15 protein-coding genes are annotated in these 14,847 nt (G+C 70.6%); 4 read left to right on the top strand and 11 right to left on the bottom strand.

All coding sequences use genetic code 11. The annotated features are described in order from the left end of the window. Positions 1–195 precede the first annotated feature (195 nt). On the bottom strand, positions 196–930 hold the full coding sequence (locus H5J33_RS08095) for a hypothetical protein (protein WP_181794198.1): 735 nt from the start codon (positions 928–930) through the stop codon (positions 196–198). 286 nt (positions 931–1,216) lie between these two features. Between H5J33_RS08095 and H5J33_RS08090 the strand changes: the two genes are divergently transcribed. Next, the gene (locus tag H5J33_RS08090; RefSeq protein WP_181794197.1) at positions 1,217–1,948 is read left to right on the top strand and encodes a DJ-1/PfpI family protein; all 732 of its coding nucleotides are present in this window, start codon (positions 1,217–1,219) and stop codon (positions 1,946–1,948) included. Positions 1,949–2,233: 285 nt separating this feature from the next. Here H5J33_RS08090 and H5J33_RS08085 read toward each other — a convergent pair whose 3' ends face one another. The 10 genes from H5J33_RS08085 to H5J33_RS08040 all read right to left on the bottom strand — a co-directional run bounded on the left by H5J33_RS08085 (position 2,234) and on the right by H5J33_RS08040 (position 12,154). Further along, positions 2,234–3,142: a TIGR04222 domain-containing membrane protein gene (locus tag H5J33_RS08085; protein WP_181794196.1), complete on the bottom strand. Its 909-nt coding sequence runs from the start codon at positions 3,140–3,142 to the stop codon at positions 2,234–2,236. A 104-nt stretch (positions 3,143–3,246) separates the two neighbouring features. Beyond that, positions 3,247–3,765, bottom strand: a complete 519-nt coding sequence (ectA, locus tag H5J33_RS08080) for a diaminobutyrate acetyltransferase (RefSeq protein ID WP_181794195.1) — start codon at positions 3,763–3,765, stop codon at positions 3,247–3,249. Between the two features lie 16 nt (positions 3,766–3,781). Beyond that, entirely contained in the window at positions 3,782–4,516 is a 735-nt protein-coding gene (locus H5J33_RS08075) for a 4'-phosphopantetheinyl transferase superfamily protein (RefSeq protein WP_181794194.1), read from the bottom strand. A 156-nt stretch (positions 4,517–4,672) separates the two neighbouring features. Further along, positions 4,673–6,385, bottom strand: a complete 1,713-nt coding sequence (cmlS, locus tag H5J33_RS08070) for a chloramphenicol-biosynthetic FADH2-dependent halogenase CmlS (protein WP_181794193.1) — start codon at positions 6,383–6,385, stop codon at positions 4,673–4,675. Between the two features lie 11 nt (positions 6,386–6,396). Continuing rightward, positions 6,397–7,023, bottom strand: coding sequence for a hypothetical protein (locus tag H5J33_RS08065; protein ID WP_181794192.1), 627 nt, complete (start codon positions 7,021–7,023; stop codon positions 6,397–6,399). Beyond that, entirely contained in the window at positions 7,020–8,384 is a 1,365-nt protein-coding gene (locus H5J33_RS08060; protein WP_181794191.1) for a class I adenylate-forming enzyme family protein, read from the bottom strand. The genes H5J33_RS08065 and H5J33_RS08060 overlap by 4 nt, the downstream gene beginning before the upstream one ends. After that, complete coding sequence (locus tag H5J33_RS08055; protein ID WP_181794190.1) at positions 8,381–9,079, bottom strand: SDR family NAD(P)-dependent oxidoreductase; 699 nt, start codon at positions 9,077–9,079, stop codon at positions 8,381–8,383. The genes H5J33_RS08060 and H5J33_RS08055 overlap by 4 nt, the downstream gene beginning before the upstream one ends. A 17-nt stretch (positions 9,080–9,096) precedes the next feature. Further along, positions 9,097–9,414, bottom strand: a complete 318-nt coding sequence (locus H5J33_RS08050) for a hypothetical protein (protein ID WP_181794189.1) — start codon at positions 9,412–9,414, stop codon at positions 9,097–9,099. A 231-nt stretch (positions 9,415–9,645) separates the two neighbouring features. Continuing rightward, the gene (locus tag H5J33_RS08045; RefSeq protein WP_309485357.1) at positions 9,646–10,899 is read right to left on the bottom strand and encodes a cation:proton antiporter; all 1,254 of its coding nucleotides are present in this window, start codon (positions 10,897–10,899) and stop codon (positions 9,646–9,648) included. Between the two features lie 277 nt (positions 10,900–11,176). Beyond that, a complete protein-coding gene (locus H5J33_RS08040) occupies positions 11,177–12,154 on the bottom strand; it encodes a ParB N-terminal domain-containing protein (RefSeq protein ID WP_181794200.1) in 978 nt (325 codons plus the stop codon). 701 nt (positions 12,155–12,855) lie between these two features. Here H5J33_RS08040 and H5J33_RS08035 point away from each other — a divergent pair. The 3 genes from H5J33_RS08035 to H5J33_RS08025 all read left to right on the top strand — a co-directional run. Continuing rightward, positions 12,856–13,269, top strand: coding sequence for an ectoine synthase (locus H5J33_RS08035; RefSeq protein ID WP_181794199.1), 414 nt, complete (start codon positions 12,856–12,858; stop codon positions 13,267–13,269). A gap of 66 nt (positions 13,270–13,335) precedes the next feature. Then, the gene (thpD, locus tag H5J33_RS08030; RefSeq protein ID WP_181794187.1) at positions 13,336–14,226 is read left to right on the top strand and encodes an ectoine hydroxylase; all 891 of its coding nucleotides are present in this window, start codon (positions 13,336–13,338) and stop codon (positions 14,224–14,226) included. A 135-nt stretch (positions 14,227–14,361) separates the two neighbouring features. Then, positions 14,362–14,847 (top strand): MFS transporter (locus H5J33_RS08025; protein ID WP_399552790.1); only part of this gene is annotated, 486 nt, incomplete at its 3' end.

The following is a 14,847-nucleotide window of genomic DNA, read 5'->3' as shown; positions in this document are numbered from 1 at the left end:
ACGGCGGTACCGGTGAAAGGGGGTGAACGGCCGGGCGCGGCAAGTGCGCGGCCGATGCCCGAGGCGAGGAGCCGACGGTGCGTCATCTCCTCGTCCATGTGTACGGTTCCGGGATTCCGGTGTGCACGGTCTCGGTGATCCGGTGTGCACGGTCTCGGGAAACCGGTGCGTACGGCCTCGGGAAGCCGGCTGTCGTCAGGCGACAGCGCACCCCGCGGGTGGCCCCCGGGACGTGACCGCGCGGGTGAGCAGGATCCGCCGCAGCGTGCCGTCCGAGCGGCCCCGGCGGGCGCGGAGGCGTGGCCGGTAGGGCGGCTCGGGCAGCCGGAGGATCAGCCGGAGCGGAGCGACGAGCCAGCCGGCGAGGACCCGCAGGATGCGGAACGCGGCCCGCTCGCCGTAAGCCAGCCACAGGCCGCACAGCAGCGCGGCCAGCAGGTGTGCGGTGAGCATGCCGGCCGGGGACATGCCGGACATGCCGTGGCCGTAAGGGTGCGCGGCCCCCATGCGGTCCATCGGCCCCATGGAGTGCATGCCACCCATCGCGTGCTCCATGGTGACCATGGACGTCGGCACGGCACCGTGCCGGGGGCCGGGGCCCGGCGGTGAGCCGAGCAGCAGGTAGCCCAGCCACCGCCGGCCGAGTGACCCGGCGCCCGGGGTCCGGGGGTCCAGGACTGCCTGGGTGAGCGCGAACGAGACGTGGAGTACGGCCTGGGCGGCGACCACCAGGGAGCCGACCACGGTCGGCCCGCGCTCCCGTCCGGCCAGCAGCCAGGCCGTACCGCCGGTCATCGCCGCTCCCGCGGCCATGGCCCACCAGGGCACCGCGGTGCCCGACATCATGACGTGGCCCAGGGAGGCGAGCAGCACGCAGACGGCCGCGAACACGGCGGCCCTGAGCGTGCGGGAACACCACCCAGCCCTCATGGCGCCTCATCCTCGCAGTCCGGGCCTCACGCGTCACGCGAGGGTATACCCGCACCTTCCGCCGTCCCCGTGGGTCCCGTCACCGTGATCCACGCCACGACAACACACGGGAACCCGGGGGGAGTCGGCACCGACTGTCGCTCGCCGTGCGGCGGGAGCCGTCTCCTCGCCGCGTCGTCCGGCGCGGGAACTCACCGGCCGTCCTGAACGACCACTGTCCCGCGGGCGGTTCACGGACCGCATGCCGTTGCCCGAAGGCATCACGGCTCACACAGGAGGCATACCGATGGAACGCAGAGAGTTTCTCCGCCGGACGTCAGCGGCGGGCGCGGCGACTTTGGGGGCCGGGACGCTGACGGCCACCGCCTCGAGCACCCGGGCAGCGGCCGCCGCGACCCGGCGGACGGGGCCGCTGCGGGTCGACATCGTGGTGTTCGACGGGGTCGAGGAGCTGGACTGCATCGCGCCTTACGAGGTCTTCTCAGCCGCTGCCATGCACAGCGGGGACGGCGTCCGGGTCCGGTACGTCACCACCGGACGCCCGGGACTGATCCGCTGCGGATATGGTACGGCCATCCAGGTCAAGCACCGTTGGGCGCCGCAGGAGACGGACCTGATCGTGGTGCCGGGCGGCGGCTACACGCGCCGCGACGGTCCGGGCGTCTGGGCCGAGATCGACAACGGGACCCTCCCGCGAGCGCTCGCCGCGGCTCCCCGCGAGGGGCTGACGATCAGCTCGCTGTGCACCGGAGCGGTACTGCTGTCCGCGGCCGGCCTGACCCAGAGGCGGCCCTGCACCACGCACCACGGCGCGAAGGCGTACCTCGCGGAACACGGCGGTCTCGTCAAGGACGCCCGTGTGGTCGACGACGGCGACCTCGTCACCGCCGGCGGCATCTCCTCGGGACTGGAACTGGGGCTGTGGCTCGTCAAACGCGAACTCGGACCGGACGCCGCGATCGGCGTCGAGTCGATGCTGGAGTACGAGGCACGCGGAACGGTCTGGCAGGCGCCCTGACCACGGTGTCGGCACCGTGACGACGGTGCCGGGCCGGAGCGGGGTGCCGAGGAGGCCCGACTCGCCGGCGGGCGCGGAGCGGACTGGGGGCCGGGGCGGCGCCGGCGTCCGTGACGGCCTGCCCCGCGCCGGTCATCATCCGGTCCGTGACCCTCACCCTCCCCGCGGGCAGGAGGTGTCCGCGCTGTGGAACGGCAGCCCGACCTGGAACGGCGACGTCGCGACGGTGCGCTCCACCACGGCGGTTACCCGCACCGCACCTCCAGGCTGGGCGTCACGTCGTTCTCACTCCCCCGCGCCTCCGCAGCCACCGCCGTCACCACCACCGCACGCTGCGGCGTACCCGCAAGAACCCCGGTGCCCGGACGTGCCGAGCCCGGTGTCGGAGGCGCCGCCGAAGGCCGGGTCGCCGGCCCTCCAGGTCTCGGGTGTGACCAACTCCCTGAATTCCGGCTCCGGCGCGGCGGACAGTCCGCCGAGGGCCACCGCGCCCACGGGGGTGACGGCAAGGGCGGCCAGGGCGCCTGTCCGGCGCCATGGGGCCGGACGCTCGCGTTCGCCGCGCAGGATGGCGAGCGTCGACTGGACGCGGTACGGCACCCAGGCCGGGGACGGCTTGACGAGCGTGGCCGTGAGGGCCGCGCCGGCCGCGAGGACCACACCGGCCCACCGATGATCAGCGGTCCCGGTGGTCGGTGCCCACACCGCCGGCACCAGCGCGAGGGCCGCCGACCACCACAGCAGGCGCCGGGCCCGATACTGCCCGCGCCGCAGGGCGGTACGGAGCAGCAGGCCCTCCTCCTGCAAGCGGTCACCGACGGCCCGTACCGCGCGGCTCGCGGCGGTCCGGGCGACCAGCTTGCCCACCCGTTCGCTGCGGGAGATGCCCGCCGCCTCGACGAGCGCCTCCTCGATACCGGCCGCCGAGCCGCCCGTGTACGCGCCGTCGGTCACGGTGACCGTGCCGTCCTCCGCCAGGAGCAGCCGGCCCTGCCGGACCATCCTGAACAGCACCGTCGCCGCCGTCCGGCGTGGGCCGCCCGCGAGGAAGGCCAGTTCCTCCGGGGACAGATCCTCGCGGATCGTCACTTCGGCCCTCAGCATCACCACGATCCTCACAGCGGCGACGAGCCGGTACCCGATCGCGCCCGCCGTCAGGACCAGTGCCGCCAGATCGAGCCCTTCGTACAGCATCGCCATTCCCCCGTAGCCCCCGTCCGCTCAAGACGGTTGTCCCCACGACGGCAGATCGGCAAGCCGAGCCCGGTCTGACAGGGTGCCGCGGCGGGTGGCCGGGTTCAGGTGCGGGGGTTCAGTGGCCCGATGCGGTGGAGGACCTCGTCGTGGTCGCCGCCCGGCAGGTCCTCCGTGCGGAACAGCATTTCGGTGTGGGTGTCGGCGTCGTACGCCGTGGCGACCATGCGCAGCAGCATCAGGATCGCCTTGTTCTGCCGGGAGACGCTCGTCTCCACGTACTTCGCCCCCGTGGCCAGTTGGAGGTCGATCGCGTGCGTGAGCAGGTCGATGCCGAGGCCCGAGATGCCGTTGCCGGGTTTGACCGCCGCCTGCCAGATGAAGAACGTGTCCGGCGCGTCGGGCCGGCGGTAGCCGGTCAGGAAACCCACGATGCCGTCGTCGGCGGTGGCCACCATGGACGTCTCGGCGAAGTCCCGGAACCACAGCCTGTAGTGGTACGAGCTGTTGTCGTCCAGCATCGGCTCGTCGCGCACCATCCGCCAGACGGCCACGGCGTCTTCCGGAGCGGGCGTGCGGTAGCGGACGTCGGTGCCGGTCTGCTGCGACGGTGAGCCTGTCATCGTTCTTCCCTTCGCGTCAGGGGAGTCGGGTGTTCCTGGTGGTGGCCTGGGTGGACAGCGACCGCGGCTCGAGGGCGGTGACCCGACACGTGCTGGCGATCGCGGCGATCCGGCCGCCCTCCACCGGGGCGTCCCGCAGGTGGATCGGGAACGCGGGCCAGTCCTCGGCGGGGCTCCCCTCGGGCCGGGCGAGATCGCCCCACACCTCGATCCGGTTCAGCCGGGCGGCCAGGCCGTGTCCCGTGAGTTTGACGACGGCCTCCTTCCTCGACCAGAGCCGCGTGAACGCCTCCGGCACCTCCCGCGCGGGCAGTCGGGACAGGGCCGCGCGTTCGCCGGGTGTCGCCGTGCGGGCGATGAGACGCCTCAGGACACCGGGGTACGGGGACGTGTCGAGGTCGATGCCCACGAGGCCCTGGGCCACGACCGCGATGAGGACCCGGTGGCGGGTGTGGGTGACCGAGTAGTCGTAGCCGCCGTGGACGACCCGGGGGCGGCCGTGGCCGGCGCCGCAGCGGGCACAGGTGCGTTCTATGCGCAGGCCGCGGGCCGGCCTGCCGGTGTACCGGTGGGCGACCAGTCGCTGCGCCGCACGCGAGGTGACGAGCAGGTCGCGCCGTCCGCCTCCGGGCATCGCCGCGGCGCGGGCCGCCTCGTCGGGGGCCAGCAGGGTTTCCCACTCGGGGCGGGTCCGGACGGGCACCGACCAGAGGTGGCACTCGCCGGCGGCGGGCAGGGCGTCGGCGGCCAACGGTTTCGCTCCTTCCTCCGGTGAGGGTCCCGGACCGTTCCCGGCGGGGTACGGGCCGGTTCCGGGTCGTACCGGCTCGTACCCCGCCGCGGTCCCGGCGGCCGGGCCCGGTGCCCGACGGCCGAGTCCGCGGCGGGCGCCCACCGGCGTCCGGCCTCAGACCTCGTACTCGGTTCCCACACCGTCGAAGCGGAGGCGGTCCTGGATGACGACCCGGTCGCCGTTCTTGTCGTAGCCGGTCAGCAGGCCGGCCTCCATGAGCCGGATGACGATCTGCGAGCTGAGTTCCTGCTGGCCGGCGTCGCTCAGTTCGCGGATGAGTTCCTTGTAGCCGACCTCCTCCTTGAGGAGACGGCTGAAGATCTGCCGGTGCCGTTCCTCCAGGGGCCACTTGATCATGTCGAGGCCGTCCTCGTTGGCCAGGACCTGCTTGGGCTCCAGGCGGAACGTCTCGGGATCCACCTTGTAGTACGGCTTGAGGGTCACCTCTTCGCCGTTCCACTCCAGGCGCTTGATGCGGTTGAGCCGCTTGGTCAGCCGGCTGATCCAGCGCACGCGCGCGGGGTTGAGCTCGTCGTCGGTGAACTCGTCGCTCAGCTCGGCGCGTTGGTGGCGTCCGATGCTCATCATGGTGGTCGCCCGGTCGCGGAAGTCGGCCACCGACAGGGTGCCGTCCTCGCTGGAGGCGGCCAGCCGGGTGAACCAGCGCTTGCGGTTCAGGCGCCCGTCGTCGGACTCGCCGATGCGCCGTTTCGACCAGAACTCGGACTCCGGCTCGGTGAAGGAGGCCAGTGTGTAGAAGGAGGCGAGGAACTCGTGGTACTGCTCGTAGGTCTCCCGGTAGGCGCGGTTGTACCAGGCGTGGACCTCGTCGCTCTCGGCCTCGCTCCGGGCGATCCGGTCGATCGCGGCGGCCGCGGAGACCGCCGACTGCGTGGCCAGGTGCACGCCCTGGGAGAAGAGCGGGTCGGTGAAGCAGGCGGAGTCGCCGGAGAGGAAGTAGCGTCCGCCGGAGTACACCTCGGAGTCGTACGACCAGTCGTGGACGACCCGTACCTCCTCGACCATCTCGGCGTCCCCGAGGATCTCCTTGGCACGGTCGGCCTTGGCGAGGGTGTCCCGGTAGAAGCGCTCGGGGCCGGCCTCCTTCACCTCGCTCGCCTTGGAGCGGTCGACGACCAGTCCGACGCTGAAGAGGTCGTCCTTGAGCGGGATCATCCACACCCAGCCGTCCTCGAAGGTGATGGAGTACGTGGTCCCCTTGAGGTCGCCCTCGAAGGGGTCGGGGCGGCGGAAGTACGACCAGATGGCGAAGCTCTTGTAGAACTCGTCGTAACGCCGTACGTCGAGCTTGCGGGCCAGTGGTCCGTTGGAGCCGCCGGCGTCTATCACGAAGTCGAACTCCAGGCGCTTGGCGGTCTCTCCCCGTCCGGCGGTGAGCGACACCCTGCCGGGGTCCGATATGTCGACGTGGGACACCGGTGTGTTCTCGTGCACCTCGATGCCGCGTTCCCTGACCTCGTCGAGGAGCAGTTTGTCGAACTCCTTGCGCTGCACCTGGATGGCGTGGTCGAAGACCCACGGCGAGGTCCGCGGTGTGGTGAAGGAGAAGGTCCACGGGGCCTCGTCGCGGCCCCACAGGAACGTCGCGGAGGGCTTCTTGACGAAGCCGGCGGCGTCGATCCGGTCCTGCAGGCCGAGCCGGTGGAAGATGGACAGCGAACCGGGGAGGAAGGACTCGCCGACCCGGTAGCGGGGGAAGCTGTCGCGCTCGTAGACGACCGGTGTGTGACCGAGCCGTTGCAGGGTGAGGGCGGCGGTGCAGCCGGCGGGGCCGGCCCCGATGATGGCGACGGTCGATCGGTTCATGGGTGCTTCCTTCACGACTCGGTGGACTTGATGGCTTTGATGCGGCTCGGGGAGAGGTAGGAGAATCCGCTCGCGGCGTTCTCGAAGAGCGTGAGGCCCGCCTGGAACCGGCAGGCGTCGCCGATGCGGACCTCGGGGGCGACGGTGCAGGCCAGGCCGAAGAAGTTGCCGTCCCCGATCTCCACGCTGTTGCCGGCGTGGAAGTTGGGGGCGAAGAAGTTGCCCGAGCCGATCCGGGAGTGGTGCCCGAACGTACACCGGTAGTTGACGACGTTGTAGCTGCCGAGGGCGGTACGCACGCCGACGTAGTTGTCCGGTCCGATGATGTTGCCGTGGCCTTCGATCGCCGCGGGGTCGACCCGTGAGGAGGGGTGGACGACGTTGACCGGCTGCCATCCCCGGGGGGTGATGTACTCCTCGATCACCTCGCGCCGCTGCTTTGTGCCGGACACGGCGAGGACGACCTTCGTGCCCTCGTCCGGCGGGTGTTCGGCGAGCTTGGTCCAGGTTCCGTCCGGCGCGTGCACCTCCTCCCCCTCGACGGCGAGGTAGCGTGCGACGCCGTATCCGGATTCCTCGGCGTAACGGGCCACTTCCCGCGCGAACTTGCCCGCCCCGATGACGACCACGTCGGTCACGGCAGGCTCCTCTTCTTCTTGAACCGGGCGGATACGGGTATCTCGTCGATCACGGTCACCTTGGCGGGCATCTTGAACGGTTCGACCTTGCCGTCCAGGAACTCGCGGACGTGCCGGCGGACTTCGGCCCTGCTCATCGCGCCGTCGGGTTTCACGTCGACGTGCACGGCCTGTCCCGTGATGGAGTTGGGCTTTCCGTAGACGGTGCAGTAGGCGATGTGCGGGCTGCCCATGAGGATCGATTCGAGTTCGAGCGGCAGGACCTTCTCGCCGCCGACGTTGATGATCTCCTTGGCGCGGCCCTTGACCTTGATGTAGCCGTCGGCGTTCTCCTCCACGAGGTCTCCGGTGCGGAACCAGCCGTCGGCGGTGACGGCCTCGTCGGAGTAGTTGAGGTAGCCCATGAACTGGGTCCTGGTGCGCAGTTGGAGTTCACCGTCCACCACCCGGTACTCGACTCCCGCGTCGGAGATCCGGAAGTACGTGCTGGACGAGGACTCGCTCTGTGTGGTGGAGATGCCGGTCTCGCTGGTCCCGAACGTCTGCAGCAGCCGGGCCCGCGGGAAGGCGGCGTGGACGCGCTTGAGCAGTTCCTCCGGCATGGGCTCGGTGCCGTAGGTGATCAGCCGCAGGCTGGAGAGGTCGAACTTCTCGTGGAAGCGCCCGATGAGGACGAGGTTGAGGAAGGTGGGGCTGGTCGGCAGGAGGCGGATGCCGTACCGCTCGACCAGCCGGCAGATCTCCTCGGGTGTCCGCTTCGCCGGCACCACGGCCGTCGCGGCGCCGCGTACGACGCCGAGCAGCGAGTTGATGCCTCCGATGTGGTCGGCGAGCAGGAACAGCAGGATGTGCGGGGGCTTCCTGCCCACGCGCTCGCTCGTGCCGATCTTCTCCGCCACCAGGGCGTCGAAGTCGTGCAGGACCGCCTTGGGCGCCCCCGTCGATCCGCTGGAGAGGAGGACGAGCCCGGCCGCGCCGGACTCCGTCAGGGCTCCGTAGAGTTCCGATGCCTCGCCCGGAGGCGAGTCGAACGGTGCGACGGTGACGTCGTCCGCCACCTCCACGACGTGCCGGGGCCGGCAGGCGTCACGTACGGCCTCCAGGGTCGTCTCGGTGAACGTCACGACGGGCACCACCACGGCCTTGCGGAGGTAGAGCGCGAAGAGCGCGGCGATCTGGGAGAAGCAGAAATCTCCTTTCAGGACGACGGCGTCGTGCGGCTTCACTCCCGCCTCGTCCAGCAGGGTCTCGATCCGCCGGATTTCCGCGGCCAGTTCGGCGTAGGTCTGGCCGGCCTCGTGGTGGACGACGGCGGTGCGGTCGCCCCACCGCTCCAGCCTGTCGGTCAGGGTGTCCCTCATTGGACTCCTCCCAGATACAGCGTCTCTCCGGTGACGAAGGCCGAGTGGCCGGTGGTCAGGAAGTCGACGGGGCCGACGATGTCGTCCATCTCGCACATCCGCCCGATCGTCTGCCGCTCCACGACGGCGTCGAGGGTCTCCGGTGCCAGCGTGCGGGTGAGGACGGTACGGACCGGCGGCAGACCGATCCCGTTGACCCGTATGCCGAACACGGCCAGTTCCTTGCTCATGACGCGGGTCAGCTGCTCCACGGCGCTCTTGCTCGCCGAGTAGACGAGCTGCCCGTCCAGCGCCCACGGCACGGCGACCGTCGAGACGTTGAGGATCGCCGCGGCTCCCTCGGGGCTCTTCTGCAGGAGTTTGGCGGCCTCCCGGCAGCAGTTGAGCACCGCGAAGAAGTTGAGGTCGAAGACGGCGCGGGCCGTCTTCTCCGGCGTCATCATGAAGTGGTTCATGACCGAGGTGCCGGCATTGTTGACCAGCGCCTCCAGGTGTCCGAACTCGCGGCGGACCGCGCGGAACATGGACCGTGCCTGTGCGCCGTCGGTGAGGTCGATCTCGTGATGGCGGTAGGCGGGGTGCCGGATGCTCGACGGCCTGCGGCTGCAGCCGATCACCGTGTCTCCGCGGTCGAGGAAGTGCTCGGCCAGCGCCTTTCCCACGCCGGTCCTGGTTCCGGTGACTAGGACGATCATCGGGCGGCCCGTGCCGGTCACACCGGCTGGGAGACGGCGACACCGGCCTCGGCCAGCTCGGCCTCGATGAAATCGACGAGCCGGCCCACCCTGCCGAACGGGCTCACCCGCTGCGAGACGGCCTTCTCGGAGGTCAGCGAGATCTCCTCGCCGTACTCGTCCTCGACGGCCTCCTCCACCTGCGTCAGGAAGTTGACCAGTTGCATGGAGTCGAAGACCCCGTTGTCCCCGTAGAGGGCGAGGGAGGTCAGTTCCGTGACGGGGATCTTCTCGTCCCTGCGTTCGTTGACCTCCTCGAGGACGTCCTGGATGAGCGTGAGAAGCCGGTCGTTCATGGTCGCCATACCTTCCGAAGTGGGGTGGCCGCGTTTTTACGGGGGCGGCGGGCGGTACATTTCGCTTTCGTTCGAAGCGCCGCACACGAAAAGGCGATCAACTCTCTGAGTTGTGCCACGAGTCTCTCCGCCCGGGCCACGAAATTCCGCGTTCCGTGACGCGTTGGCATCCGGGGCACGAATCTGCCGGACCGCATTCCGATGTGTCAAACGGGTCCGGCGGACGCCGGGTCAGGGCAGTGTGCTCCACTCCCTTTGCTCGGCCTCCCGGATTTCCTCCTCGGCCGTGCGCTCGACGCGCGACATCGCCATGCGCAGGATCGGCGGGGCCAAGACGGAGGTCACCACGGCGACGAGCACCACGATGGTGTACGCCGCCACGCTGAGAATGCCGAGCCGCAGCCCCACCATTCCCACCACGATCTCGATGACTCCCCGCGCGTTGAGGCCGGCGCCCAGGGCCAGCGCCTCCCACCGGCCGAGGCCGCTCAGGCTCGCGCCGGCCCAGACACCGAGGAACTTGCCGAGGACGGCGACCGCGAGCACGCCCAGTCCGGCCAGGGCGACGCCGGGATCGGCCAGCGCTCCGAGGTCCATGCGAAGACCCGCGGTGGTGAAGAAGACCGGCGCCAGCACGGACAGGGCGATGGTGCGGAGCGGGGCCAGCCGGGCCGGCTCCACCTTCCCTTCCCGCCCGACGAGGACACCGCCGAGGAACGCGCCGAGAACCGGCTCCAGGTGCAGCGCGTGGGTGGCGGCCGCCGCGAGGAGGATCACCCCGGCGGCCGTGGCGGCCGGCACTCCGGGTTCCGGGCTCGTGCCCGCCAGCCGGAAGGCGTGCCGGACCGCCCACCGCCCGGCGGTCAGTGCCACGACCGCCACGAGCGCCACCGAGGCGAGTGCCTCCACGACCGGTGCGCCGCTGATGCCGGTGACGGCGATCGACGACACGACGGACAGCGTGAACCAGCCGAAGACGTCGTCGACCACTCCCGCGGTCAGGGTGAGCTGGCCGACGGTCCGGTGCAGCAGCCGCATCTCCATCAGCGTCTTGGCGATGACGGGGATCGCGCTCACGCACATCGCGACGCCGAGGAACAGCGCGAAGACACCCCGTTCGGTTCCGTCCGGGACCAGTGTGCCGGGCACCAGGAACGCCGTACCGACACCGAGGCCGAGCGGGACGATCAGGCCGCCGGCGCTGACCAGTACGGCCGTCCTGCCGCGTCGGCGCACCAGTCCCAGATCCAGGTACATGCCCGTGACTCCGACAAGCAGCAGGACACCGAGCTGGGCGACGGCGTCCAGCAGGTGCGCCTGTTCCCGGCCGCCGGGAAAGAGCCAGCCCGACAGGCCGGGGGCCAGGCGCTGGAGCACCGAAGGGCCGAGGACGACTCCCACGAGGAGTTCACCGACGACCGCGGGCAGGCCGGCGCGGGCGGCGATCCTGCCGAAGAAAAGCGCCGACAACAGCAGCAGTGCCACTTGCAGCAGAAAGACCAGTAATTCGTGAGCCGCGAGTGGGGTGGCCGTCGTCGGCGCGAACGAGAAAAGCACATGTCCTCCAGAGGAAAAGGGCCCGCCGGTGTCCGAACACGTCCGGGACACCAGTTTTCAGACCCCACCCGCGGAAAACCAGCGGAGCCCTTCGGCCGCCGGGGTTGAACAACCCGGCGGCCGAAGGGCTCCGCTTCACACTGCCGCCTGTGGCCGACGCCCTGTTCAAGTGTGGAAATTCCTCGGTTGAACGCCGGCGTGCCCGCTAGTCCGCGCCTGCCGCGCGGTCTTCGAGTTCCTCGGCGAGGCTTCGCCACATGTCCGAGCACTGGGTGGCCAGTTCGGCGACGGTCGCCGCCAGGTGCGGCGGAATGTTCTCGACGACGTGCGGGTACTTCGCCTTGGCCTGGTACTGCAGGAAGAGCCACCGCAGCAGCTCTCTGCCCGATTCCGAGAACCTGAGCGAGGGGTCCCGCCGCAACGACTGCAGCCGGGCCCTCATGTTCCGCGACTTCCGCTCCTGCTCCCCGGTGGTGGCCGCGGGATCCCCGGCCACCGCCTCCGGCTCCCGGCGTCCGCCGGGCCGCCGCGGTCGTCCGCGGTCCCTGGAGACGACGGGGTCCTCGCCGCGCCGCATCCGTTCCCTGACGTCGTGTGCGGTGCCCACGGAGACCCCCGCCGCCTTCGCGATCTGCCGCAGCGGGGCGTGCGGACGGACCGAAAGCGCCTCGGCCGCCCGCCGTCTTCCCTCGGCGGCGCTGAGCGGCCGGCGACGGCCGTCCCTGCCCAGCCGGACCTCCTGGCGCGAGGAACCGCCGCTCAGCCGCCGGCGGATGCCGCCGACCGTCTTGGTGGACAGTCCCGTGCATTCGGCGATGGCCCGGTCGGACATGTCCTGCCGGGTGGTGACGATGCGCTCGGCCGCCGACCGCCGGTCGTCCAGGGACAGGGGGAGGCCGTGCCGGATGTTGGCCCGTACGGCTTCGACGAAGGCGGCCTCGGCGGTGCCGTCGAAGAACTCCGCCCTGATGGAGTGCCACCCCTTCGCCTTCGCCGCGCGGAGTCTGTGCATTCCGTCGATCACATGCATGGTGGCCCGGTGGACCAGGATCGGCGGCCATTCGGTCTCGCTCTCGGCCAGCCTTCGCGCATGCTGCTCGTCCTCTCCCGCGAGACGGGGGGAATCGGCCGGCTGAAGCTGGTCCACGGGGACTAAACGAGGCACTGGCCCGCCGAGGACCATGCCTTCCGGTCGATCGCTGTGGTCGAGCTGAGCTTCCATATCGGCCCCCAGCCGGTATGTCCGCATCACGGTGCACGCGGATGGTCTCCGATACGCCGTCCGCCTGCTGCGTCCGGACAACTTCTCGTCGTAGCGGTGTCAGCGTCGCATCCCTGAAGGGGGCGCCGGCCCGAAACCGATCGGAACCGGCCGCGCGGGCGACGACCCCGGTACGCCTGTCTCCGCGTGGGTGCGCCGAGGCGTCAAGGGGGTGGAATCGGCAGAGGCGCGTGCGGCGGTTCAAAGGTTCTGTGAAGCAGGTGCCCTCTCCTGGCGTGGCCTCGGCGGACAGGGGTACACAGCCGTCGGCCAAGATCAACTCCCTTTGATGCTCGGGCAGTTGGCCGGAACTGTGCGGTCCTGGTGTGGCAACGGCCGGTCACGCACCCGTGGTTGCTACCCGGCGCCCCTGTTGGTCTAATGGGCTGACCAGGCGGACGCCGGAATTCCGCGGTGCGCCGGCGATATGGGCCAGTGGTCCGGCCAGGATCACGCGTGGCCGTATTTCCCCCCCTGCGGGGCCGTCGAGTCCGCGGTCCGCGCAGTGGTACCGGCCCTGCCCGTCCCACCCGGCGCGCTTGCGGGCGAGCGTCCGAAGACAGTCGCCCGCGCCGTGAACGGGGCCGCTTCGCCCATCCACGACCCAAGGGGGCATGACCGTCGTGATCGTCCGTTCGTTCAGCGACATAGAGGGAACCGACCGGCACGTCAAGTCCAGGTCCGGCACCTGGGAGAGCAGGAGGATCGTCCTCGCGAAGGAGCGGGCCGGCTTCTCCCTGCACGAGACCACCGTCTACGCCGGCACCGAGACGTTCATGTGGTACGCCCACCACATCGAAGCGGTGCTGTGCGTGGAAGGGGAGTCCGAGCTGACCAACGAGGAGACCGGGGAGAAGCACTGGATCACCCCCGGGACGATGTACCTCCTCGACGGCCACGAACGGCACACCCTGCGTCCCAGGACCGACTCCCGCTACATCTGCGTCTTCAACCCGCCCATGACCGGCCGGGAGGACCACGACGAGAACGGCACGTATCCGCTGCTCACCGACGCGGAGGGGGCGGATACGGCCTGAGACGGCAGCCCGGGTCCCGAACCGGGCACTCGCACCGGCACGATCGGCTCCGAAGGAGAGCACTGTATGAACACCACTGTGCGTCCCGACCTGTACCCGACCCGGGTGACCGGAGAGGCCGTGCCCCAGCCGCGGGTCGACCCCGTGGTGTGGGGTGACGGGCCGGGCCCGCTCGGCGGGGAACAGCTGGCCCGCTACGAGTCCGACGGCTACCTGGTCCTCGACGACCTGCTGTCCCCGCGGGAAGTGGAGGAGTTCCGCGCGGAGTTGCGGCGGCTCGGCTCCGATCCGGCGCTGCGCGCGAGTGAGCGGGTGATCCTGGAGCCGGGGTCCGACCGGGTGCGCTCGGTGTTCGAGGTCGAGAAGGTCAGCGAGCTGTTCGCCGGCCTGCTGCACTCGCCCCGGCTCACGGACATCGCCCGGCAGGTCCTCGGCTCGGACGTGTACATCCATCAGAGCCGGGTCAACTACAAGCCCGGTTTCGGCGGTGCCCCGTTCGACTGGCACTCCGACTTCGAGACCTGGCACTCGGAGGACGGCATGCCCCGGCCGCGGGCGTTCAGCGTGTCCATCGCGCTGAGCGAGAACCTCCCGTGCAACGGGCCGCTCATGGTCATGCCGGGCACGCACAGGACGTTCGTTCCCACGGTCGGAAAGACACCGCCCGACTACCACAAGGAGTCGCTGCGCGTGGAGCGCCTGCCCGTCGGCTCCCCCGGGCACGAGCACCTGTCCCGGATGGCCGAGCAGCACGGCATCGAGCAGGTCACGGGTCCCGCCGGGACCGCGGTGATGTTCGACTCCAACCTGCTGCACGCTTCCAGCGGGAACATCACGCCGTTCCCGCGCTCGAACATCTTCATCGTCTACAACAGCGTGGAGAACACCCTGGAGGCCCCGTTCGCGGCGGCCGGGCCGCGTCCGCAGCACCTCGGCAACCGGGAGTTCCCCGTCTGACCACGCACACGGGCCCCCGCCGGCCCGTTCGCGCCGCTCCCGCCGGCCCCGTCCCGGCCGGCCGGGGCCGTGGCGGGGCGTCTCCCCCTGTCCGCACCCGATGTCCGGCACGCTGCCGCGCAGGACGAAGGCGACATGACCTCCTCTTCCCGTACCACTCGTTCCGCAGCGATCTGGACCCTCGTCGGCCTGGTCCTGCTGACCCTCAACCTGCGGGCGGCCATCACCGGCGTCCCTCCGCTCCTGGGCGAGCTCCAGGACACGTTCGGGCTCACCGGTGTCGAGGTCAGCGTGCTCACCACGCTGCCGGAGCTGTGCCTGGGCGTCTTCTCCGCCCTCGCCCCCCTGCTCGCCCGCCGGATCGGCACCGAGGCGGCGATCACCGTGGCGCTCGTGGTGATCACGGCGGGGCTTGTGCTGCGTGTGGTCCCCGCCCAGACCGCGCTGTTCACCGGCACGGTGTTGGCCGCGGCCGGAATGGCGACGGGCAACGTGCTGGTGCCCGCCGTCATCAAGCGCGGGTTCCCCCACCGTGTGGGATCGCTCACCGGCCTGTCGATGATGCTGCTGTCGGTCGGCGGCGCCGCCGGTGCGGGCCTGGCCGTCCCCCTGGACCACATG

Source organism: Streptomyces sp. WELS2 (assembly GCF_013870595.1).
Taxonomy (GTDB): domain Bacteria; phylum Actinomycetota; class Actinomycetes; order Streptomycetales; family Streptomycetaceae; genus Streptomyces.
This window is presented reverse-complemented; position numbering and strand designations above follow the sequence as displayed.